Genomic DNA, 21436 nt, shown 5'->3' with positions numbered 1-21436 from the left:
GTGTCCCAGCTTGGGGCATAAGCCGCTCCAGCGCATCCCGAGCGGGTTGATTGGCCGCTCCCGGCACGCAATAAGCAGCGCCATGAATCTTCCTGGTCATACGGGTCTTCCCAATCATTTCGAGCTGCTCGCAACCGATGGCAGCGCGCGCACCGGCCGCCTGACCACGCCGCACGGCGTGGTGCGCACGCCCGCCTTCATGCCGGTCGGCACCGCCGGCGCCATGAAGGGTATGCATTGGCGCGAGGTACGCGAGGCCGGCGCCGACATCGTGCTCGGCAACACCTACCATTTGATGCTGCGGCCGGGCGCGGAACGCATCGCGGCGCTCGGCGGCTTGCAGAAGTTCACCGGCTGGAACGGCCCGATGCTGACGGATTCCGGCGGCTTCCAGGTGATGTCGCTGTCGGATTTGCGCAAGGTCAGCGAGAACGCCGTCACTTTCCGTTCCCATATCGACGGCGCCAAGGTCGAATTGTCGCCGGAGCGTTCGATCGAGGTGCAGCGCTATCTCGGCTCCGACATCGCAATGCAGATGGACGAATGCGTGCGGCTGCCGGCCGAGCGCGACGACATCGAGCGTGCGATGCGATTGTCACTGCGCTGGGCGGAGCGGAGCAAGCGCGCCTTCGAGAGCGCGCCCGACGGCTACATGCTGTTCGGCATCGTGCAGGGCGGCGACGTTCCGTCGCTGCGACACGCGAGCGCGGAAGGTCTGGTCGAGATCGGCTTTCACGGCTACGCGATCGGTGGGCTCGCGGTCGGCGAGCCGCAGGATGTAATGCTGGCTATGATCGACGAGACGGCGCCGGCGTTGCCGTCCGACCGGCCGCGCTATTTGATGGGCGTCGGCACGCCCGACGATCTGCTCGAAGCCGTGAAGCGCGGCATCGATATGTTCGATTGCGTGATGCCGACGCGCAATGGCCGCCACGGCGTCGCCTTCACGCGCTTTGGCCAGGTGAACCTGCGCAACGCGCGCCACGCCGACGATCCGCGGCCGCTCGATGAGGAGAGCACATGGCCGTCGGCGCGCAATTATGCGCGCGCCTATCTTCACCATCTCGTCAAGTCGGGCGAGACGCTCGGCGCCATGCTGCTGTCAGATATCAATATCGCCTACTACCAGCACCTGATGCAGGGCATCAGGGACGCGATCGCACACGGCAAATTCGAAGAATTCTATCAGCGTACGCGCGAAGAATGGGCGAGGGGCGACATCGCCCCACGCTAGGCGTCAATTGCAAGTGAACCGTTTAACGGAATGCTTTGTCACGAAACCGTAACCACAGGTGTCGCAGGTCCAGAGATAGCTGATCACGTGGTCCGAGACATAGGCGGAAGCTTCGGCGGCGACCATGGAGTCGGCGCAGACCGGACAAGTGGGCAACTCACTGCAACGTGGATCGCGGTTACGCACAACGGTCGACATGACTTCAGCAAATGCTGACATCGTGGGACCTCCCTGCTGCTGTTGGACGTAAGTCTAACATAAGCAGAGTTCGTTGACGAGGTCGCAACACAAATGCGTAGGTTCGTTAAAGTTTGCACATATTCAGGAGTCCCGATCTCGCAGCGCAAACAAGAATCCTGCGCTGCAACATCACTTCACGTGCCGGATCATCGCGCGTTTGGGGCGCGTCTTGGCGCGAAGGCGTGCGCACTTCCGCATCTTGGCTTGGTGATCGGCCATGGCATCTGACTTGTGCAGGTTGATTGTCTCAACGCCTGCCGTGCCGAAGTATCGGCGGCGAGGATCGCGGCGGACTTCCACAAGCCGTGCATGCTGACGGTCTTGGTGCCGCGTTTGGCCAGCCCGATCTTGATGAGCTGCAGCCGGATCGATTGGATGAGCGACATCGAACTCGACGAGGAAATCGCGATCAGATATCGCGGACAAAGTGACATAATTCATGCCAAGACATGTTTCACCATCTGGGGTTGGCCTTGCCGCAATGGCAGGCTCGTGTGACGAGTTCGGAGCGCATCATTGATTGACTTTTCCCGACCGTGACCCTGCAGTCGACAATCACCCAGTCGGTCCCCAACGGACCGCTGACCGCGACTTCGTTCAACAACATCCTCGAGTTCGACTACGCGCTGGACAAGGATGAGACGAGGGGATTGATTGCGGGCATCCAGCACACGCGCGTCGATGTCGGCAATGCGCTGGTCAGGGTCAGACCAAATACGATCGGCTATGTTGGCGGCTACTACCAATAGCCGAGCAACTGGAAGTTTACCGGATGCTTTGGCGTTCAGTCCTTTGAGGGCGCACAGCTTCTGAACCTTGTGCCGATCCAGCCCTTCACGCAGCCGATCGTGCGGCTGGATCTCGATCGCATGGACGATAACGACAACTGCCTGTTCGGCGTCACCGCGGAGATCATGTGGGTGCCGAAGCCGGCCTACCAACTGACGCTCAGAACGCCGCTCTATGCGGTGCGCAATTAGCCGCGCCTCTTGATCGTGGCGCGCAGATGGCGTCAACTTGCGGCGATGCCTATCGTTTGAGTTGCTTGATGAGTTCAGCGATCGCGTGATCGCCGGGCGTCAGGCGCGCAAGCCGCTCGGCAAATTCCAGCGCTGCAGCGGAATCCCCTTTTTCTCGACTGAACGCGATTGCCGCCGAGAGACTGTCGTGGTCATTGGGATGTCCGCTCAGGTTTGTCTTGAGGACGGCAAGTGCATCGTCGCGGCGACCTGCAGCGTGCAGCCCGATGGCGTAGACGTAGGCATAGCGCGACCGGCTGGGGTCCAGCATGGCCGCTTGACGCAGTTCATCGAGCGCCGCATCGTTCCGCTTCTGACGGACGAGCGACAGACCAAGCGCATGGTGGAGCGGAGCGCTCGGCTGCGATCTGGATAAGGCGTCGCGAAGAACCCGCTCGCCATCACTCTCGCGCCCGAGCTGCCGATAGAGGTCGGAGAGATTAATCACGGCGGGCGAAAACGAAGGATCAAGCGTGAGCGCCGCGCGATACTCGGCCTCCGCCGCGGCAGCGTTCGCCTGACGCGCAAAGAAACTGCCGAGCGTGGTACGCGCCTCGGGACGGTCCGAATTCAACCTTTGCGCCGTCACGAACTCGGCTGCGGCCTGCGCGAACCTATCGCGATCGGCGGCGGGCTGGCGCGACGGGGAAACGGACGCCAGCAGCTCGGCAGCCCGGATACGCACGCCGCGAACGGGATCGGTCAATTGCGGTGAGGCGAGCCCCCAGAGCTGGTCTGCAGGAATAGCTTCCATGGCATCAAGTGCTCCCAGCCGTACGAGCGGATCGGGATCGGCAAGTCCGCGGCGGATAAGGTCGACCTCAGGCCGGGGAAGCTCGGCCAGCGCACTCGCGCGTACCAATGCCGGCACGTCGCCGGCCTGGGCAACGGCCCCGAGTTGGGCCTGCGCGTCAATCGCTTCGCTCCAGGCTGCATGAAATGCCGGTGCGTAGGCCTGATAACCGTGCCGCTGCGGGCCGAACCAGGCTTCGACCTGTTGTGCCGCCCAGCCAGCGGACCTGTCGCGGTGGCAATCGTTGCACGCATTCGGCGTGCCCGACAGCACGGACAGATCGGGGCGGGGTATCCGGAAGCTGTGGTCGTGGCGGCGGTCGACGACCATGTATCGCCGCTCCGGTATGTGACAGGAGGCGCAGGTCGGCGACGGCGTGACATTGGCGTGTTGCCGATGAGCGGCTGTTTGATATTTCTCCGCTGGGTGGCATTGACCACACACCCCGTCGCCGGGCGCCTTCAGCGCTGCACTATGCGGGTCGTGGCAATCGCTGCAGGTCACGCCCTTGGCAAACATCTTGCTCTGCTTGAACGGAGCATAGTTGTACGTCTCTTCGTCGTCCCGCATCTGACCGTCGGCATGAAAGCGTTGCCGATCGAGCAGGGACACCCGATGGGTTTCCGAGAGCGACCTGCCCGGAACCCAATCTTCGGAAAGCTGACCGCGACGCGCGTGGCAGCGCCCGCAGGTCTCGACCTCCTTGCGCAGCATCGGCGCCGGCGCGCTGCGTATCGGCGTCAATGTCCCGGCATCGGCAGACCAGGTGATGCCCGCGCGTTCGTCGAACTTCACCAGCAGGCCATTATCTGGATCGCGGGATTTCGCGTTCTGACGAGCCCAGCTCACGTGGCGCGAGCCCGCACCGTGACACGCTTCGCACCCGACGCTGATCTCGGAGAAGGTCGTGGCGAACCGGTCCTTGGTTGCATCGTAGTTCTTGTGCACGGCGGTCGAATGGCACTCCGCGCACATGAAATTCCAGTTCTGGTTCAGCTTCGTCAAGTGCAGGGGATCGTCATGGGTAATCGCGCCGTCAGGGTAAAGGTGAAACCAGCGCTGGCCGCCCTGGTCCTTGGGCCGGGTATCCCATGCGATCGACAGCGCCTGGACACGACCGTCGGGAAACTCGATCAAGTATTGCTGTAGCGGATCAAGCCCGAACGTGTACTTCACCTCGAATGTCGCGAGCTTGCCATCCGGTCCGTCCGTCTCGACGAGAAACTTTTGGTCTTTCCGGAAGAAGCGCGAGCGCGTGCCCGCATATTCAAAGGCCGTATCATTGAAGTCGCCACGGACGGACGCATCGCTAGCGTGGTCCATGGCGTGCCGGTGCTGCGAATTTTGCCAGAGATCGGCTTCGCGCTGATGGCAGCCGCTGCAGGTTTGACTGCCGACAAAGGTCGGCTCGGCGGTCTGACGTTGTTCAATCGAGACGTTGTTCGGTCCGTTGAACCACGTCAACGCACCAGCCATCAGGACAAGCAATAGCGCGCCGAAGCCAATCGCGATCCATGTAGCGGATTTTGGCCTGACGGCGGGAGACGGTTGTGGGAGGACATCGGCCGGCCTGGGCGGTCGCACTTGCGTGCGGACCTTGTCGCGCTTGCGGTGCTTTCCGGCGCCTTTGGCCATCGTGAAGCGCAATCCATGTCACGCGAGTCCAGTCGACGAGGACTTCAGCGCAGCAGCTCGACCCTCGCAGCCATGTCGGGAGCACGGCTCACCCGATAAGTCGCGTTGCTGCACTTCAGCACCCATACCTCATGATCCGGCTTTGATCGTTTCCTGTCCTTGATGGCGCTGAGCGCCTTCTCGCACGCAAACCCCTGGATACGTATCTGCGCCGCGAGCATCGTCGGCACTGTTTCCTGAGCGGTTTGGGCGATGCCGGCCGTCAGTCCGCTCATCGTGCTTGCCAGCACCAGTAAGCCCAGAAGCTTGTACATGTTTCGCTTTCCTCGTCTGTTACTTGTGCTCCATGTGCCACGAGCCATTCCAGTCGGCCGGTGGCGGATTGGATTGAAGATGGTCGAGGCGGTTCAGGAGAGTAAGCGACGGGCCATCCCCTGGGGACACCTCGAGAGCAGCATTGAAGGCGTTGCGTGCATCTTCCCAGCGCCCAATGCGATAGGCCGCAAGACCCTCTTTATACCGGGATCGCAACAGCTCCTGCTGCTTCGTAAGCTCTCCATGACTTCCCATCACTTCGAACACGGCTTGCGGCTTGCTCTGTCCGACGACCGCAAGACGATCGATCTCACGCAGTTCGAGTTCGGTCCCGACCGTGGCGGCGGTCGCTTCGGATATCAGAATGCGGCATCCATAGACCTTGTTAACTGCCTCGAGTCGGGACGCAAGATTGACGGCGTCGCCCATGACGGTGAAACTCATCATCAGGTCCGAGCCGATGCTGCCGGTCAACACCTCGCCCGTGGCAATACCGATGCGGACGTCGCATTCGGCCGGTATCACGCGAACCCCCAGAAGCTCCGGTAGTTGCTTACGAAGCTTGGGCACCCGGTCGACCATGTCGATCGCGGCAAGGCAGGCGAGGCGGGTCTGATCCGCTTCCTCAATGAACGGCGGGCCCCAATAGGCCATGATGGCATCGCCGATGTATTTGTCGATCACCCCGTGGCGTTCCCGGATCGGCTCCGACATCATCGTCAAATAGCAGTTCATGACCTTGACGAGACCCTGGGGCGTCATGCCTTCACTCATCGAGGTGAAGCCCTTCATGTCGCAGAACATCACGGTCATGAGACGGCGTTGGCCCTCGGTCGCCGCGTCGGGGCGGTCGAGCAGTCCTTCCACGACCCTTGGATCGATATATCGACCGAACGTTTCGCGGATACGTTCATTCCGGCGCAGCTGCTCGACCATACGGTTGAACGCGGCTGAAAGTTGACCAATCTCGTCTTTTGTGGAGACGCTGATCAATTGATCGAAGCGGCCGGCTTCGATCTCTTGGGTGCCTTCCAGCAACCGTCGTACCGGACGGGTGATGCCGCTGCTGACAAGGAAAGCAAACCCCAGGCCAAGCACGGCCGCAAGGCCTGTAACGACGGCTGATACGTCTATCGCTTGCTGCTGATCGCGGATCACGGTCGATGTACTCGCGAACACCTGCGACAGCATGTCGGCCCGGATTGCATCGATCTTCTGGGTGAGCTGATCGCGCAGAGTGTCCACGCGTGCCAGCGTGGCACGAGTCTCCGTGAGATCTTTTGAATCCAGCTGCTTGAGCAACTTCGCTTGTTCCTCGCCCAGTTGGCGGCTCCCTTCCGTCAGGGCGCTGTCGATACGGTTGTCGATGCGCGCCAGAGCGGCGTTGTCCGAAGGCGTGCTGACGTCGTCTATGATCGCGTTGATGAGCTTGCGCGCGGCGTTCGCCTCCTGCTCGACTTCGTCACCTTTTTCCTGAAAGAAACGCAGGCGGCCCGCATACCTTTCCTCATCCGCAGGCACCTGCATCTTGGCGATCACCATTCGACGCAGCGCCAGCGCGCGTTCAAGCGAGCGGATGTTGGCTCGCGCCAGATGACCATAGGCGGGGATATACCGGACTGTCAGCTCGTCGAGCAGATGCTCCACGCGCTTGGACATCACCATGGAAAGAGCCGATGTGATCACCATCAGGATGATCAACGCCACGGAGATTCCGACGATCTTGCGCCTGATCGATTGGCGAAAGATGAGCAGGCCGCCCAGCAGATTGCTCCGCCGAGCAGGGGCTCCGGTCGTGCTGGCAATGTCTGTCACCGGACTACCCTCGCTGTTTCAGTGTGGTACCAATCCCGTTCGATCGTGAGACCAGGTCAAACTCCGCCGCTAGATCGAGAAGTCGTCTTCTCTCTGGAGGTTTCTTTCGACGAGCCATGCGCGACCGAGGACGATCGAGAAGATGGCGTGCAGAACGATCGCCGGCCACAAGAGGATGCCTATCAACTGGCCGCCGGTCGCCACGTAGAGGAGATAAAGTGCCGCCAGGACGTTGTAGATAAGTAGCGCACGGGCGGATGATGACGGCGGGCTCACCGCGCCAGATAGCGGCCAGGTGGCGAGTGTCAGTCCGAGCAAAGCGATGGCCGTCAGCCGGCCGAGCGCTGCGCCGGCGTCGGAAAAGTCGGCGCCGAATACCAGCCAGGCAAACCACGACGGCCGGACGAACAGGACAAGACCCGTCGCCGCGACCTCGACGGCTGCGGCGAGAACGGTCCATTTTGCGACCTCCATGTCTTTCCACATGTCGATCTCGGTCGACAACGTACTCATGCCACTCGCTTGATTGGAGGAACTCTATAGATCGTCGTCTTTCAGGTCCTTAAGGATCGAATTCATCCACTGATTGGCGATGTTCACGGCTTCCTCCTTCGCCCTGAGTTCAATCGCGCGTTCAAACAGTGCTAGTTCTTGCCTTGCGTTTGCGGCTCGGGTTCGAGTTTGAATGTCAGCTTGTTGATCTTTCCAGTGAACTTGAACGGAACGTCGTAGCGATACTCGACCAGTGCCACTCCGGTACGCGTGTCCTGGCCGACGTCGAAGGTTTCGTCTTCCGGGAATGTCACCGGTATGGTGTGCTCCATCGAATTCTTGGCCACTTCCTTGCCGTCGACGGAGAGCACGCCGGTGCCGCCCTTGCCGAGACCCGGACTGTCGGACCTGAAATCGAAGACGATGCTATGCTTGCCGGCGCCGAGTTCGGGCCCCTCCCACGTGGTGCGCTTGAGGTCGAGCAGGTTGTAGAGGAACACCACCTTGCCCCGGCCGACGCCAAACTCGCCCTTGCTCAGGAACAGGCCGTAGCCTCCGAAGCGGCCGCCATGGGTGACGATCATCCCCTCGGCCCCGCCGTCGGGAAGGTCGACGTCAGCGGTGATGCGGTAGCTCTTGTTCATGACGTCGGGCGCCGCGCTGGCGGGCGTGCCGATCAGTTCGCCCGAATAGGTGAAGACCGTTCGACCCGCCGTGAGACTCGGGCGCGGCGTATTCCAGCGCGCGAGGGTCGAGTTGTCGAGCGGCAGCACGTTGTACTTCCTGGCTTCGGCGTAGAAGAGGTCCTGCATCTGCTTGAGCTTGTCAGGCATGGTTGCAGCGAGGTCATTGGACTGTGTCGGATCCTCCTTGACGTCAAAGAGCTCCCAATTGTACCCGGTGATTACGTCCGGTGGTGTCTTGGTGCTGAGCTCCCAGGGGAGCGTCGCAGGCGTCGTGGCTGCCACCCATCCGTCCTGATAGATGGCGCGGTTGCCGAGCATCTCGAAATATTGCGTGGTGTGGCGCGACGCCGTGGGGGCGTTCGCCTTGTCCCACGTGTACGTCATGCCGACGCCTTCGATGGGAATCTGCTTGATCCCGTTGATCGTGTCGGGCTGCGAAATGCCGGTCGCTTCGAGAATGGTCGGCACGATGTCGATGACGTGGTGGAACTGGCGGCGGATGCCGCCCACATCCGTGATGTGACCCGGCCAGGACATGACCACGCCCTGGGCCGTCCCGCCGAAGTGTGATGGTACCTGCTTCACCCACTTGAAGGGTGTATCCATCGTCCACGCCCAGCCCGCCGCGAAATGCGGGAACGTTCGCTCCGACCCCCAGAACGGATACCAGAGCAACTGGTCCTTCACCGGCACGGGAACGCCGTTGAAGGTGGTGAACTCGTTCGGCGTGCCGTTGAGCATGCCTTCGGCGCTCGCACCGTTGTCGCCGCCGATGTAGATGATCAGGGTGTTGTTCAGCTCGCCGAGGTCTTCGACCGCCTGGACGACCCGCCCGATCTCATGGTCGGCGTAGGCGAGATAGGCGCCATAAACATCCGCCTGCTTGATGAAAAGCTTCTTCTCGTCCAAGCCCAGCGAATCCCATTCCGGCAGATCCTTCGGCCAAGGGGTGAGCTTGGCGTTCTCGGGCATGATGCCGAGTCGCTTCTGGTTGGCGAAGATCCTCTCGCGCGCCTTGTTCCAGCCCTCGTCGAACAAGTGCATGTCGCTGATCTTCTTGACCCACTCGGGCGTGGGGTGATGCGGCGCATGGGTTGCGCCCGGCACGTAATAGATGAAGAATGGCTTGTCCGGGGCGACCTCCTTGAGCTGCTTCATGTGCTGAATGGCCTCGTCGGCCATCGCAGTTTCCAGATTCCAGCCGGGATTGCCCTGGAAGGGATAGATCGCCGTCGTGTTGCGGAAGAGATTCGGCTGCCACTGACTCGCATCGCCACCGACGAAGCCGTAGAAATAATCGAAGCCCATTCCGTTCGGCCATTGATCGAACGGCCCGGCTTGGCTCGACTGATAGGACGGCGTGTTGTGGTCCTTGCCGAACCACGAAGTCGCGTAGCCGTTCGCCTTCAGAATGGTGCCGATCGTGCCTTTCTCGATCGGGATGATCGAGTCGTAACCCGGGAAACCCGTTGCGATTTCACCGACCACCCCATAGCCGACCGAGTGATGGTTGCGCCCGGTGATCAGCGCGGCGCGCGTCGGCGAGCACAGCGACGTCGAATGGAAATTCGTGTAGCGCAAGCCGGCATTAGCGATCCGGTCCATGCTGGGCGTAGGGATGAGACCGCCAAAGGTGCCGGGCGCGCCAAAACCCTGGTCATCCGTCATGATCAGCAGCACGTTCGGCGCCCCCTTGGGCGGCACGACGCGCGGCGGCCACCATGGCGTCGATTCAGAGGCCTTCTCCTTGATGACCCCGCCGAATTTCAGATCGGGTGGCGGAAGCTGGTTGCCGGGAATTGTAATCGTCGCGCCAGGTGCACCAATCGGTGCTGCAGTCTGTGATGTCTGCTGTGCAAATGCCGTTACTGATGCGAGCGATGATGCGCACATGAGCAGCGCAAAGATCTTGCGCGTATTCATTGCAAAATCCTCCTAAACGACGAAGTCCTCCCTGATCGTGCAAAGGTTATTGTGTCGCGGGACCGCGCGAGGCGGCCCCGCAGCACCCGGCACTATTGCTGAACGCAAGTCTGAACGAACTTTAGTCGGTCCACCATGCCGAGACCCTGCGCCTCCGCCTGCTTGCGGCAGCTCTCGCGCTTGTCGATCCGCAACTTCCCCTTGTCGACCAGGCTCAAGCCGACGGTGCCGACTTGTGGCGGTTCGGCGGAAGCCGTCTTTCCGTCGTCGGCGGACGGGCCATCGCCCGCCGCACGCGCAGCCTCCTGCAAGCGCTTGACGTCGTCCGGGCTCAGCTTGGGCCGGTCGATGTCCAGCGTGAGCTTGTTGATCTTGCCGGTGAAGGCAAACGGCGCCTGATAGTCGTTGTCGTCGACCGGCGTGCCGGTGTCGGAGGCGATGTCGAACGCTTCGTCCCATTGCAGGATGAACGGAAGCGTGTGCTCCATCTTCTCAGTGGCCACCACCTTGCCGTCGACCTTCAGCGTCCCGGTGCCGCCTTGTCCGATGCCGGTATAATTGCCGAACACCATGGTGCCCGCACCCAGGCCATCGTACTTGAAATCAAACTCGATCAGGTGTCTGCCGGATGTGAGTTCCTGCCCCTCCCAACGCACGCGCTTCAGGTCGACGAGGTTCCATGTGAAGACGGGTTTGCTCTTCAGGATATAGAAGCCGTAGCCGCCGAAACGGCCCCCTTGCGTCACCAGCATGCCCTCGGCGCCGCCATCGGGAATGTCAACGTCGACCTTGAAGTTGTAGGAGGCGTTGAGCAGGCTCGGCGCGTCGCCGTTCGGCGTGCCGGTCATCGGTCGCGTCCAGACGAAGTTGGTGCGACCGGCACTGAGACTCGGACGCGGAGTGATCATGCGCGAAACCACCGTCGAATCGAGCGGCATCACCTGATACTTCTCGGCCTCCTTCCAGAACAGCGCCTGCAGCTCCTTCAGCTTGTCCGGGTTCTTGGCGGCGACGTCCTCGGCCTGCGTCCAGTCGTTGCGCAGGTCATAGAGTTCCCAGGGGTAGTCGCCCGGGGCCGGCAGCTTCGCGACCGTCACCCACGGCGGGCGCAACACCTTCGTGCTGGCGATCCAGCCGTCGTTGTAGATGGCGCGATCCGCCATCATCTCGAAGTACTGCGTCGTGTGCGTCGAGGCCGCGTTCGCGTTCTTCGCATCGAACGTGTACATCATGCTGACGCCCTCAATCGGGCTCTGTTTGATGCCGTCGACGAATTCCGGCTGCTTGATCTGAGCGGCCTCGAGAATGGTCGGCACGACGTCGATGACATGGTGGAACTGCGTACGAACACCGCCCTTGTCCTTGATCACTGCCGGCCAGGAGATCGCCATGCCCTGGCGCGTGCCGCCGAAGTGGGAGACGATCTGCTTGGTCCAGGAGAACGGCGTGTCGAATGCCCAGGCCCAGCCTATGGACATATGGTTGTAGGTCTTGTCGGTGCCCCAGACGTCGTAGAAATATTTGAGCTGCTCCTCGACCGACGGGTTGATCTGGTTGAACATCGCCACTTCGTTCGGCGTGCCGTTCGGCTGACCTTCCGCGCTCGTTCCGTTGTCACCCTCGATATAGATGATCAGGGTGTTGTCGAGCTTGCCCATATCCTGGATCGACTGGATCACGCGGCCGATTTCATCGTCGGCGTACGCGACGTAGGCCGCGAATACATCGGCCTGACGGGTGAACAGCTTCTTCTCATCGGCCGAGAGCTGATCCCATTCCTTGATCAGGTCTTTCGGCCAAGGCGTCAGCTTCGCATTCTGCGGAATGACGCCCAGCCGCTTCTGGTTTTCGAAGATCGTCTCGCGCAGCTTGTTCCAGCCCTGATCGAACAGGTGCATGTCGCCGATCTTCTTGACCCATTCCGGCGTCGGATGATGCGGCGCATGGGTTGCGCCGGGCGCGAATTTGACGAAGAACGGCGTGTCCGGCGACAGCGCGTTCATGCGATTGACATAGTCGATGGCCTCGTCGGCCATCGCCGTCACCAGATTCCAGCCGGGCTTTCCGACGTAGGGATAAATCGGGGTTGTGTTGCGGACGAGATTGCCGGGCTCCCACTGGTTGGTGTCGCCGCCCATGAAGCCATAGAAATATTCGAAGCCCATGCCGGTCGGCCATTGATCGAAGGGGCCGGCCTGGCTCGCCTGGTATTCCGGTGTGTTGTGGTTCTTGCCGAACCAGGCGGTGTGATAGCCGTTGTCGGAAAGAATCCGGCCGATCGTTGCCTTGTCCTTGGTGATCACGCTGTCGTAGCCGGGAAAGCCGGTGGCCTGTTCGGCGATGACGCCATAGCCGACCGAGTGATGGTTGCGCCCGGTAATGAGGGCTGCGCGTGTCGGCGAGCACAATGCGGTCGAGTGGAAATTCGTGTAGCGCAAGCCGTTCTGCGCGATGCGATCGAGCGCGGGCGTCGGGATGACGCCGCCGAACGTGGAGGGAACGCTATAGCCGGCATCGTCGGTGATGATCAGGAGGACGTTCGGTGCGCCTTTCGGTGGCACCACGCGTGAGGGCCAATACGGTTTCGAATCCCTGGCATCACGTTCGATCTTGCCGCCAAATTTTTGCGGCGGAGGCGGAAGCTGGTCGCCGGGAATCGTGATGGTCGCAGCGGGTGAGCCGGGTGGTGGTGCAGCCTGTTGAGGCTGCTGTGCTATTGCCGAAGCCGAAATGGAAAGTGTTAGTGCAAACGCAGAGATGAAGGATCGGGCGGTGCTCATTGCGATTCCTCCCTTCAAATAAAGGGAGATCATTCGCCGCCGGCAAGAAAAAGGATTTGATATGGATCAACCGATCGAATGACGGATCGGCAGCGGAAATATCCTTATCTACGCAGCGTGATCAGGCAGAGCTGCTGCCGCAAACTCCCGGAATTGCGGTATCGGGTAGCGGTAAGACAACGATATGCGTGTCCTTTTTGTTACATCAGAATGCCAAGTTTTCCTGGAGTAACGTCAAGCTATGGTCTGCCCCGCATACGTCGTCATATTGTCAGCATCATATTAGGCGCTCCCACTGAGCGAAGCTCGTGGTCAGGGAGGGGTCACAATGCGAATGACGAAGGCATTTACCGCTCTTGCATTTGCGGTCACTCTATCAATACCGACGATTGTCGAAGCCGATGAGGGCGGCGTCAGCTTCTGGATACCTGGGTTCTTTGGCAGCCTGGCCGCTGTGCCCGCGCAGGCCCCGGGCTGGTCGGTGACCTCGATTTATTGGCATGACTCGGTTTCCGCCGCTGGCGACGTGGCGCGCGCACGCGAGATCCAGATCGGTCGAGTTCCCGCGAACCTGACGGCCAGCTTCACCGGTAACGTCAATGCAAATTTGAATCTTGGCCTTGTGGCAGGCACCTACACCTTCGCGACACCGGTTTTGGGTGCTCAAGCCTCTGCCAGCCTCTTGGGAGTCTACGGCTCCAACTCGAGCACGCTCGCGGGAACGCTCTCAGGACAATTGGCGACACCGCTTGGCACTGGTTCATTCTCGCGCTTCGACAGCATCAACAGCTCGCTCACGGCATTCGGTGATTTGCTTCCCATGTTCCAGCTGAAATGGAACGCGGGCACCAACAACTTCACGACCTACGTCACCGGCGACATCCCGGTGGGTGCCTACCAGTCGACCCGTCTCGCAAATATTGGACTTGGGCACTGGGCACTCGATGCCGGCGCCGGCTACACCTATTTCGATCCAAAAACCGGCCATGAAGCTTCGGCGGTTCTGGGATTCACCTACAACTTCGTCAACCCTTCCACGCAATATCAGAGCGGCGTCGACATGCACCTCGACTGGGGCGTGTCGCAATTCCTGACCAAGCAATGGCAGGTCGGCCTCGTGGGTTACCTTTATCAGGAGATCGGCTGTGACAGTGGCTCTGGCGATCGTGTCGGCTGCTTCCGGTCGCGGGTGCAGGGCATTGGACCGCAGGTTGGTTACATTTTCCCGGTCGGAGACATGCAGGGATATCTCAACTTGAAGGCTTACGGTGAATTCGCCAATGCAAATCGGCCGGCGGGCTGGAACCTCTGGCTGACGTTCAATCTTTCGCCCGCGGCCCCAACGCCGCCTACGACCTCAAGGCCGAGGTTCACGAAGTAGAAAGTGCCGGCGCCAACACGTCTCGGATGGTGGCCGGCGACGAAGGTGGCCAATAGCTGCGCGACCGCAGAAAACCGGCCGGACGGCTGGAATGCCTGGGTGACGTTCGCCATCTCGCTGGTGCCGCCGATGCCGACCGCGCCACCGAAGCGGATGATCACAAAGTAGTACCTACATCGAGCTAGCGGTCTCTCTTGAGGCCAGCGGCAACACCTGTTGCGCGCTTCATCAAGGCTGACGCCTATGGGCGGTCGGTTTGTGCGTCCCATTCAGAAAAGCGCGGGTCATTTGAGATGGATCAAACGATCGATCGCGGCTTATCGCTTACTGGCAGCGAGGAAGAGAGGCATCCGGGCGGTGTACTGCTTCAAGGAGGCAGGCCATGGCACAACATGCACTGGGTGGGATTGCCGCAGACCTCAGCGCTGAGGGTCGCGACGTCAGCGAAGCAGAGTCGACTTTCGACCGTTTGCTGAGGGCCTATTTCGCAAGGCTCATGATCGGGGAATTCCCGGCGATGGGCGATGTGAGCCACTCGTTCGAGCTTCCCCTCGCGGATCGCAGCGCGAGCGGGTTTGCCCACAGGCAAGACTTATTTGATCCCAACAACAGGTACAACCTGCGATCCGATTGGCCTGGGCCTCCGGCTCAACAGGTCGGTTCTGACGCGGCGCTGGTGGTATTTCCAAGATGGTTCATTTGACGGGGCCTGAAGGAGGTCAACATGATGATAGCGGCGGTATCTGCAGCGCTCCTCGGAAGCCAGTTGCTTGTGGTGCCCGTCTCCGATCGCGTCCCCGAATTGAAGGTGGAAGCGATGTGCAAGGCGACCACAGCTGACGACAAGGCAAATGGGATCGCGCTGCCACAGAGCTTTGCCGACTGCATGCGCGACGAGACGACTGCACAGCAGCAACTCAATACGGTCTGGGGCGCTGCCCCCAGTTCGCTTCGCAACAGCTGCGAAGTGGAAGCCACGAGCGGCGGAAGCCAGAGCTATGTCGATCTTCTCACCTGCATCCAGATGGCTGAGTGGGTGAAATCGCCGTCAACGGCGACGCGGCTGAGGGGAGCAGGCAAGGATCGAAATTCGAAGTGAGCCGGCTCACGTCGCGAGAGCGCGGCTCGCTCTGCCTGGCAACCCATGTATTTGGGCCCGCCCAATGATTTGAACGAACGGAGTGATTTGTATGAAATGCGTGGCGCTCGTTATTGCCGTGGTGACGACCGCACTTGCGCCGACGACTTTATCGGCCCAAGCGCTCAATCTCACCGGCGTCTATAAATGCGTTCAGATGTGCCGAGGAAATCTCCCGGCTCAAATTACCCAGAACGGGACCGAACTTAATGTTTTGACCGAGGCGGGACAGCCGTCTCGCGCCTGGCCTGACTGGTACTGGCCGGCAAGCCGGATCTGGATCGATGCATTCAACCAGAGTGCGGTCTATTCGCCGGATGGCATGCTCATCCAGTTCGATAATGGCACGATCTGGCAGCGCGACCTTCCTGCGGTCCTGCCGCCGGCGCGTCGGAGACGATAGTCGGCCCGCCGCGCTCGACGACTGGAGCGGAGCCTCCGCCGCACGCAAGCGCTCCTGTCAGATTTTCAAGTCCGGCTTCGCTTGATCGCTCCTAGGCTACCGATACCCCATCCTGGTCGAAGTCCGGCCGGACGTCCGCACCGCGCCTGCCGCAGGCGTGCAGGGAAGCCTGGTCCCAGATCCGACAGCCGCAGCTTGTCCGGCCGGCGATCCGCGCCCAGGGCGATCAAGTGGTTTGAAGGGCTTTTGCGAAGCCGTTGAAAACAAAGAGATCCTCGCAATGCATGGATTTTCTGATATTTAACGTTAGAGGCATTTTGCGACGCAGCGAATATGGCGTGCGTCGCATTGTTGCTAGAGTGTCGTCACACGCTGCCACCAACCGAACTAGACCGCGATTCACCCGCACATTGTCGCCACAGGGAGTTGATCATGGACGCTTCGTCCACCACGAGTGCAGTGCACTCTGCCGGCCGCGGCCGGGTTTATGACTCGATCGTCGATGCTTTCGGCGACACGCCGATCGTGCGGCTGCGCAGGCTGCCGGGCCTGCAAGGGGTGAACGCGACCATCCTCGCCAAGCTCGAATATTTCAACCCGGCCGCCAGCGTGAAGGATCGCATCGGGGCGGCGATGATCATCGCCATGGAGAAGGCGGGTCACATCAAGCCGGACACTGTGCTGATCGAGCCGACCTCGGGCAATACCGGCATCGCGCTCGCCTTCGTTGCCGCCTCGCGCGGCTACCGGCTCAAGCTCGTGATGCCGGAATCGATGTCGATCGAGCGGCGCAAGATGCTCGCCTTTCTGGGCGCCGAGCTGGTGCTGACGCCGGCAGCCCAGGGCATGAAAGGTGCGATCGCGGCCGCAGAAGAACTGTTGAAGACGACGCCGAACTCGGTGATGCCGCAGCAATTCAAGAACCTCGCCAATCCCGAGGTGCACCGCCGCACGACCGCGGAGGAGATCTGGAACGATACCGGCGGCAATATCGATTTCTTCGTCGCCGGCGTCGGCACCGGCGGCACCATCACAGGCGTCGGCCAGGTCCTCAAGCCCCGCAAGCCGTCCCTGCGGGTCGTGGCCGTCGAGCCGGAGGAGAGCCCGGTTCTGTCTGGCGGTCAGCACACCCCGCACAAGATCCAGGGTATCGGCGCGGGCTTCATTCCCGACATTCTCGATCGCTCGGTGATCGACGAGATCGTGAAGGTCAACTCGACGACCGCGATCGAAACCTCGCGTGCACTGGCGCGGCATGAGGGCATCCCGGGCGGCATCTCCTCGGGAGCGGCGATTGCAGCCGCGCTCCAGATCGGCAAGCGGCCGGAAGCTGCGGGAAAAACCATCCTGGCGGTGGTGCCGTCGTTCTCCGAGCGCTATCTTTCGACTGCTCTGTTTGAGGGAATTTAGCACATGGCGGATCAACCGAGGCGGCCGCGGACCCTGGGCGATGCGAGGACGGAGGCCGAAGCCGCGTTCAAGAAAGTGACTGCCAAGGTCGCCGAGGCCCCGCCGAAGAAGAACGTGGCGCCCGGCATCAAGGAGCAGGTCAGCTTACGGATCGATCAGGACGTGCTGGAATTTTTTCAGCAAGGTGGCCCCGGCTGGCAGGACCGCATCAACGAGGCGCTGCGCAAGGCCGCGGGGAAGTAACGCTTTGAGGCTTCGCTCCTCACCCTTGAGGAGCGCGCTTTAATCGCTGTCCTCGAAGAACGTGCGCGCGCGGCCGTTGCCGCGCTGGGTGACGTGGCGGGGATGACGACACGGGCGAGACGAGCCATGCCACAGGTTATCCTCGAAATGCCTGTCACCGCAATTAGCGTGTCTCACTTTAGTTAGGGGTGCAGTCCAGCTTTGTCACCGTAATTACGTGGTTCGTCAACCGGCCGATCAGATCGCAACTAAACGTCTCAAGCGGCGGGCAGTGGATGCTTCTCGAACAGCGACCCCGCATCCAGAAGTGCTCGCTGTTCCGCGTCACTCAGGCGCAACGCGTCGAGACCGCGCCGCGTCGCATTGCGTTGGTCGATTTCTCGAAGACAGCAACGGATTTCAGTCGGAAGTGGATGGATGGAATCGATCGTACAAACGGCACCATCCTTGGCAGGGGCGCCAGCGCCAGTCATGCGATCGAAGGAATATGCCTCCTGGGTTGTTATCGACTTCGCAAAGAGACCGGCATCCTCAATCGATGTCACAATGCAAATCCGCACCGCCCCGTTCGGAAACGCCGCATGAAACAGATCTCCAGGCCCGAGACGCGCAATCAGCTCTCGGCGATTCATCTTTATTTCCCTCCAATTCTAAAGTTGTTCAGTATCTGCAAAACCTCTTTCTGAGACTCGCCTCCAATCCCCAAAATGTTGACCGCGCAACGCGAGCCAATGGTCTGGCCTGTCGTAATAGGGTTGCGCGATACCACCTAGCGGAAACTCGCCTTCAATGCAGTAACCGCGTGTCGGAGCGTTGCTTGCGTGGCGGGCTTGGTAGATGCTGCACCATGGATACGACGTCATTGTCGGCGGCGCAGACTGCGATTGTGATGCAGTTCAATCCTTGAACACCGATTCGTGCCAATACATCTTCTCGCTCGCGAACCATCCTTCGTTCTGCTCAGTGCGAAGATTCCGCAGCCATTTCATGTCGAGACCGTATCTGGTCAACAGCCCAATCAGTTCCCGAAGACTCGGGTCATCGACGGGGTCTGTCAGCGTGACCTCGAGGCCCCTGGGACCTCCGACAAAGTCCTTCACCGCGTCGATGGATTTCAGCCAGTGGAAGAAGCAGTCCTCATCACCGTCCGAAAAGAATGGCACCGGTTCCTTTATCACGATTTTCATCATTGGCCCTACTAGTCATTGATATTCTGTCCTGGGCGGACATTCACGTAGCCGCCTCCCGGTAGCTGAACATCCCAGTGTGGCCCGCCGTGAGCTCGGCGGGCTGGTCCAGTTGGACACCACACCCGCCCCTTGTTGTCCTGCCATCCATACTTGCTACCTCCCTGGCCGGGATTTGGATTTGGTACCCACGTCTCACCGTCTTTGGGATCAGAAAATCCTTCAGCCTCGCCAGGCTTGCCAGGAGCCTTCGGTCCATTGGGATCGTTGGCATTTTCAGGTGCTGGTCTCGCAGCGTAGATCGCGGCCGCGCCCAACGCAGCCCCGACGATGCCACCAACGATTGCCCCTACCGGTCCGGCTCCACTGCCGATCTCGACCCCGATCGCAATCGTTCCGCCAGTCAGACCTTGGGGATCCCTATGTCCGATGGGATCTCCCTCGACGTAGCCGTAAAGATTGGCTGTTGAGTCTGTGCTTTCTCCTGCAGGATCGCGGGTCAACCATCGGCCAGCGGCTGGATCATAGGCGCGATATTGTGTGAGATAAAGCCCGCTTTCGGCATTGTAGAACATGCCTGCGTAGTTGAAGTCGGTGAGCGGTGTTGTGCTTTGCAGGGCGCGGCCATAAGGATCGTAGCCATAAGCAGGTGCGCTGCTGGTGCTAGCGAACACCCGCCTTGCCGTGCCAATCTGGTCCAGTCCGTAGTAAAAGAACTGCACAGGCGTCCCTGGAACGAATTCGCCTTCGGCGTAGTATCCACGCGTAGAAGTGTTGCTCGCATTGCGGGCCTGACAAATAGCGCTTCCGCACCACAGATAGGAGGTTGTTGTCGCGCTTCCCCCGGCAGGCGTACTCGTGATCGCGGTACGCCGGCTCAAGCCATCGTAAGTGAAAGCCGTCTGCTTGCCCGATTGCCCGAGATAGGCAATGCCGATCAACCGGTTCTCGGCGTCCCAACTGTAGTTGCGCTGCCCGTCCGACAGCAGATTGCCATCGGCATCGAAGGTGAGGGCCTGTCCAGAGAGGTCAGTGAGCTGATTGAGATTGTTGTAGCTCGCGGTCTGTGTCAGCGCACTCGGATAGACCGCCCCGCTGTCACTGGTCTCACTGATGGCGCTGGTGAAGTTCTCCGGCGTTGTTGAGTAGCCGTAAGTCGAGAATTGCCCCGAAGTCAGCCCTGTATTGGCGATGCTGGAAAGGCGTCGGTCTTCACTGTTCGGAAGATAGCTCAAAGTTGTTGAGAGGGTGCTGCTTGCCAGTTGCCGCAGTGTGATCTGGCTGGTCTGCCCAAGGTAGCTTAGCGTGAACGCGCCGAGATCGCTGGTGTGGCTTGTCAGCCGTCCGATCGAATCGTAACCAAAGGTCTCCGCGCCAGCGCCCGCGACGTTGCGCGCCGCGCGCCGCCCGAGCGCATCATAGCTGTAAGCGATCGCGCTGTTGGCAAGAGCCCCACTCTCCTGCTGCAATTGGAGAGCGCCGGGGCTTCCGACGGGAACGTATGCGTATGTCGTAGTGCCGGTTCCGTCGATCATCGACGTTCGGCGCGTGAAGTAGGGATCGTAGGTGAAGGAGACGTTGGGCGTCGTGTTCACCGCATTCAAATAGACGATGCTCGTCAGCAGGTTGTCCTGTGCATAGCCGTACTGCTTGGTCTGGCCCAGCGCGTCGAGCACCGACTTGAGCCGGCTCGTCGTATTCTCGTAAGTATAAGAATTACGGTGACAGTGCACAAAATTACTCGCCATTGCCGTCGTGGTCGCTCTGAGGCTTCGGTCCACGCTTGGCGGGCTTGAGGGGGCGCCCGGTCAATCGCTCGAGGCGGGCGATGAAGCGGTCGCTTCCGAGCGGCCGGCCGATGCTCTCGGCTGCGCGTAGCTGGGCGAACAGGTCGGCCTCTGGCTCCTCGTCGAGCAGATCGGCGAAGCGTGGGAAGCGGTCCCTGACCGGCGCCAGCTCGGTCACCCCGTCGTCCTTGCCGCGCAGATGCGCGCGCGTGCTCGACCAACGCCAATCCTGCGCGCGCTGCACCAGCCGGGCCCGCACCGGGTTGAGCGACACGTAGCGCAGCGCCGCCGCCAGATGTTCTTCGTCCATGGCAACCGCGCCGAACCGCCCTTGCCAGAAATGCCCGGTGCGTTTGCGCCGCGCCTGGATCGTGCCGGCATAGGACCGATGCACGCGCGCGAGGGCGCGGCGCAGTCCGTCGGGATCAGAGGGAACCAGGACGAGATGCACGTGGTTCGGCATCAGGCACCACGCCCACACCTCGACGCCGGCGGCTTTGCAATTCGCCGCAAGCAGGTCGCGATAGAGCGCATAGTCGTCATCGCCAAAGAACGTGCGAGCCCGGCCGTTGCCGCGCTGGGTGACGTGGTGCGGATAACCGGGGATGACGACACGGGCGAGACGGGCCATGCCGCAGCATGCATGCGAGAGAGCAGGCTGTCAATTCAATGCACTGTCACCGTAATTCTCCCAATTCGGCCTGAGATTTGGAAGCCGCCCTCACTTCGTCATTGCGAGCGCAGCGAAGCAATCCAGAATCTTTACGCGGAGACAGACCGGATTGCTTCACTGCGTTCGCAGTAACGATGTGGAGATGGGCTCGCCAACGGTTGCGGCTTGGACAGAGCGAAGCGCGACCCATCACCGGCGCAACCCGACGCCTCCGCGCAGTATCCGATGATGATCTTTTACCCCTGATTTGCCCGACGCGTCAAACGAATTCGTAAAATCAGT

20 protein-coding genes and 1 pseudogene are annotated in these 21436 nt (G+C 60.9%); 10 read left to right on the top strand and 11 right to left on the bottom strand.

What is annotated here, in order from left to right:
- Positions 1–82: 82 nt before the first annotated feature.
- The gene (gene tgt, locus QQL28_RS23900; RefSeq protein ID WP_284269220.1) at positions 83–1234 is read left to right on the top strand and encodes a tRNA guanosine(34) transglycosylase Tgt; all 1152 of its coding nucleotides are present in this window, start codon (positions 83–85) and stop codon (positions 1232–1234) included.
- Positions 1235–1237: 3 nt separating this feature from the next.
- Here tgt and QQL28_RS23895 read toward each other — a convergent pair whose 3' ends face one another.
- Positions 1238–1453 carry a hypothetical protein gene (locus QQL28_RS23895; protein ID WP_284269219.1) on the bottom strand — a complete coding sequence of 72 codons (216 nt, stop codon included), beginning with the start codon at positions 1451–1453 and terminating at the stop codon, positions 1238–1240.
- Positions 1454–2004: 551 nt separating this feature from the next.
- Between QQL28_RS23895 and QQL28_RS23890 the strand changes: the two are divergent.
- Positions 2005–2454 (top strand): annotated as a pseudogene (locus tag QQL28_RS23890) (hypothetical protein); the annotation flags it as partial.
- A 49-nt stretch (positions 2455–2503) separates the two neighbouring features.
- Here QQL28_RS23890 and QQL28_RS23885 read toward each other — a convergent pair.
- The gene (locus tag QQL28_RS23885; protein WP_284269427.1) at positions 2504–4609 is read right to left on the bottom strand and encodes a cytochrome c3 family protein; all 2106 of its coding nucleotides are present in this window, start codon (positions 4607–4609) and stop codon (positions 2504–2506) included.
- Between QQL28_RS23885 and QQL28_RS23880 the strand changes: the two genes are divergently transcribed.
- Positions 4514–4777, top strand: coding sequence for a hypothetical protein (locus QQL28_RS23880; RefSeq protein WP_284269434.1), 264 nt, complete (start codon positions 4514–4516; stop codon positions 4775–4777). The two genes, QQL28_RS23885 and QQL28_RS23880, sit on opposite strands and share 96 nt — an antisense overlap.
- 188 nt (positions 4778–4965) lie before the next feature.
- Here the strand turns inward: QQL28_RS23880 and QQL28_RS23875 are convergent, their stop codons facing one another.
- From QQL28_RS23875 to QQL28_RS23855, 5 genes are all read right to left on the bottom strand, one after another.
- A complete protein-coding gene (locus tag QQL28_RS23875) occupies positions 4966–5235 on the bottom strand; it encodes a hypothetical protein (protein WP_284269218.1) in 270 nt (89 codons plus the stop codon).
- A gap of 19 nt (positions 5236–5254) precedes the next feature.
- A complete protein-coding gene (locus QQL28_RS23870; protein ID WP_284269425.1) occupies positions 5255–6991 on the bottom strand; it encodes an adenylate/guanylate cyclase domain-containing protein in 1737 nt (578 codons plus the stop codon).
- A 129-nt stretch (positions 6992–7120) separates the two neighbouring features.
- The gene (locus tag QQL28_RS23865) at positions 7121–7564 is read right to left on the bottom strand and encodes a hypothetical protein (RefSeq protein ID WP_284269215.1); all 444 of its coding nucleotides are present in this window, start codon (positions 7562–7564) and stop codon (positions 7121–7123) included.
- Positions 7565–7695: 131 nt separating this feature from the next.
- Positions 7696–10152, bottom strand: coding sequence for an arylsulfatase (locus QQL28_RS23860; RefSeq protein ID WP_284269213.1), 2457 nt, complete (start codon positions 10150–10152; stop codon positions 7696–7698).
- Between the two features lie 92 nt (positions 10153–10244).
- The gene (locus QQL28_RS23855) at positions 10245–12932 is read right to left on the bottom strand and encodes an arylsulfatase (RefSeq protein ID WP_284269211.1); all 2688 of its coding nucleotides are present in this window, start codon (positions 12930–12932) and stop codon (positions 10245–10247) included.
- Positions 12933–13266: 334 nt separating this feature from the next.
- Here QQL28_RS23855 and QQL28_RS23850 point away from each other — a divergent pair, with 334 nt between their 5' ends.
- The 7 genes from QQL28_RS23850 (at position 13267) to QQL28_RS23820 (ending at position 17507) form a co-directional block, all read left to right on the top strand.
- Complete coding sequence (locus QQL28_RS23850) at positions 13267–14313, top strand: SphA family protein (RefSeq protein WP_284269423.1); 1047 nt, start codon at positions 13267–13269, stop codon at positions 14311–14313.
- Between the two features lie 45 nt (positions 14314–14358).
- The gene (locus QQL28_RS23845; protein ID WP_284269209.1) at positions 14359–14481 is read left to right on the top strand and encodes a hypothetical protein; all 123 of its coding nucleotides are present in this window, start codon (positions 14359–14361) and stop codon (positions 14479–14481) included.
- Between the two features lie 214 nt (positions 14482–14695).
- Positions 14696–15016: a hypothetical protein gene (locus QQL28_RS23840; protein ID WP_284269207.1), complete on the top strand. Its 321-nt coding sequence runs from the start codon at positions 14696–14698 to the stop codon at positions 15014–15016.
- A 21-nt stretch (positions 15017–15037) separates the two neighbouring features.
- Positions 15038–15412 carry a hypothetical protein gene (locus QQL28_RS23835; RefSeq protein WP_284269205.1) on the top strand — a complete coding sequence of 125 codons (375 nt, stop codon included), beginning with the start codon at positions 15038–15040 and terminating at the stop codon, positions 15410–15412.
- A gap of 91 nt (positions 15413–15503) precedes the next feature.
- On the top strand, positions 15504–15854 hold the full coding sequence (locus tag QQL28_RS23830; protein WP_284269203.1) for a hypothetical protein: 351 nt from the start codon (positions 15504–15506) through the stop codon (positions 15852–15854).
- Positions 15855–16286: 432 nt separating this feature from the next.
- Positions 16287–17264 (top strand): cysteine synthase A, encoded by a 978-nt coding sequence (cysK, locus tag QQL28_RS23825; RefSeq protein ID WP_284269201.1) that lies wholly within the window; start codon positions 16287–16289, stop codon positions 17262–17264.
- A gap of 3 nt (positions 17265–17267) precedes the next feature.
- Positions 17268–17507, top strand: a complete 240-nt coding sequence (locus QQL28_RS23820) for a BrnA antitoxin family protein (protein WP_284269200.1) — start codon at positions 17268–17270, stop codon at positions 17505–17507.
- A gap of 257 nt (positions 17508–17764) precedes the next feature.
- On the opposite strand, the gene QQL28_RS23815 is transcribed toward QQL28_RS23820, so the two are convergent.
- The 4 genes from QQL28_RS23815 to QQL28_RS23800 all read right to left on the bottom strand — a co-directional run bounded on the left by QQL28_RS23815 (position 17765) and on the right by QQL28_RS23800 (position 21112).
- The gene (locus tag QQL28_RS23815; RefSeq protein WP_284269198.1) at positions 17765–18139 is read right to left on the bottom strand and encodes a hypothetical protein; all 375 of its coding nucleotides are present in this window, start codon (positions 18137–18139) and stop codon (positions 17765–17767) included.
- 264 nt (positions 18140–18403) lie between these two features.
- Positions 18404–18685 carry a hypothetical protein gene (locus QQL28_RS23810; RefSeq protein WP_284269196.1) on the bottom strand — a complete coding sequence of 94 codons (282 nt, stop codon included), beginning with the start codon at positions 18683–18685 and terminating at the stop codon, positions 18404–18406.
- 20 nt (positions 18686–18705) lie between these two features.
- The gene (locus QQL28_RS23805) at positions 18706–20370 is read right to left on the bottom strand and encodes a polymorphic toxin type 37 domain-containing protein (RefSeq protein ID WP_284269194.1); all 1665 of its coding nucleotides are present in this window, start codon (positions 20368–20370) and stop codon (positions 18706–18708) included.
- A gap of 61 nt (positions 20371–20431) precedes the next feature.
- Positions 20432–21112: a transposase gene (locus QQL28_RS23800; RefSeq protein ID WP_284269192.1), complete on the bottom strand. Its 681-nt coding sequence runs from the start codon at positions 21110–21112 to the stop codon at positions 20432–20434.
- Positions 21113–21436: the final 324 nt, after the last annotated feature.

The sequence above is a fragment of the Bradyrhizobium iriomotense genome, assembly GCF_030160715.1.
Lineage (GTDB): Bacteria > Pseudomonadota > Alphaproteobacteria > Rhizobiales > Xanthobacteraceae > Bradyrhizobium > Bradyrhizobium iriomotense.
The sequence above is the reverse complement of the archived record's forward strand: the minus strand, read 5'-3'. Positions and strand labels throughout refer to the sequence as shown.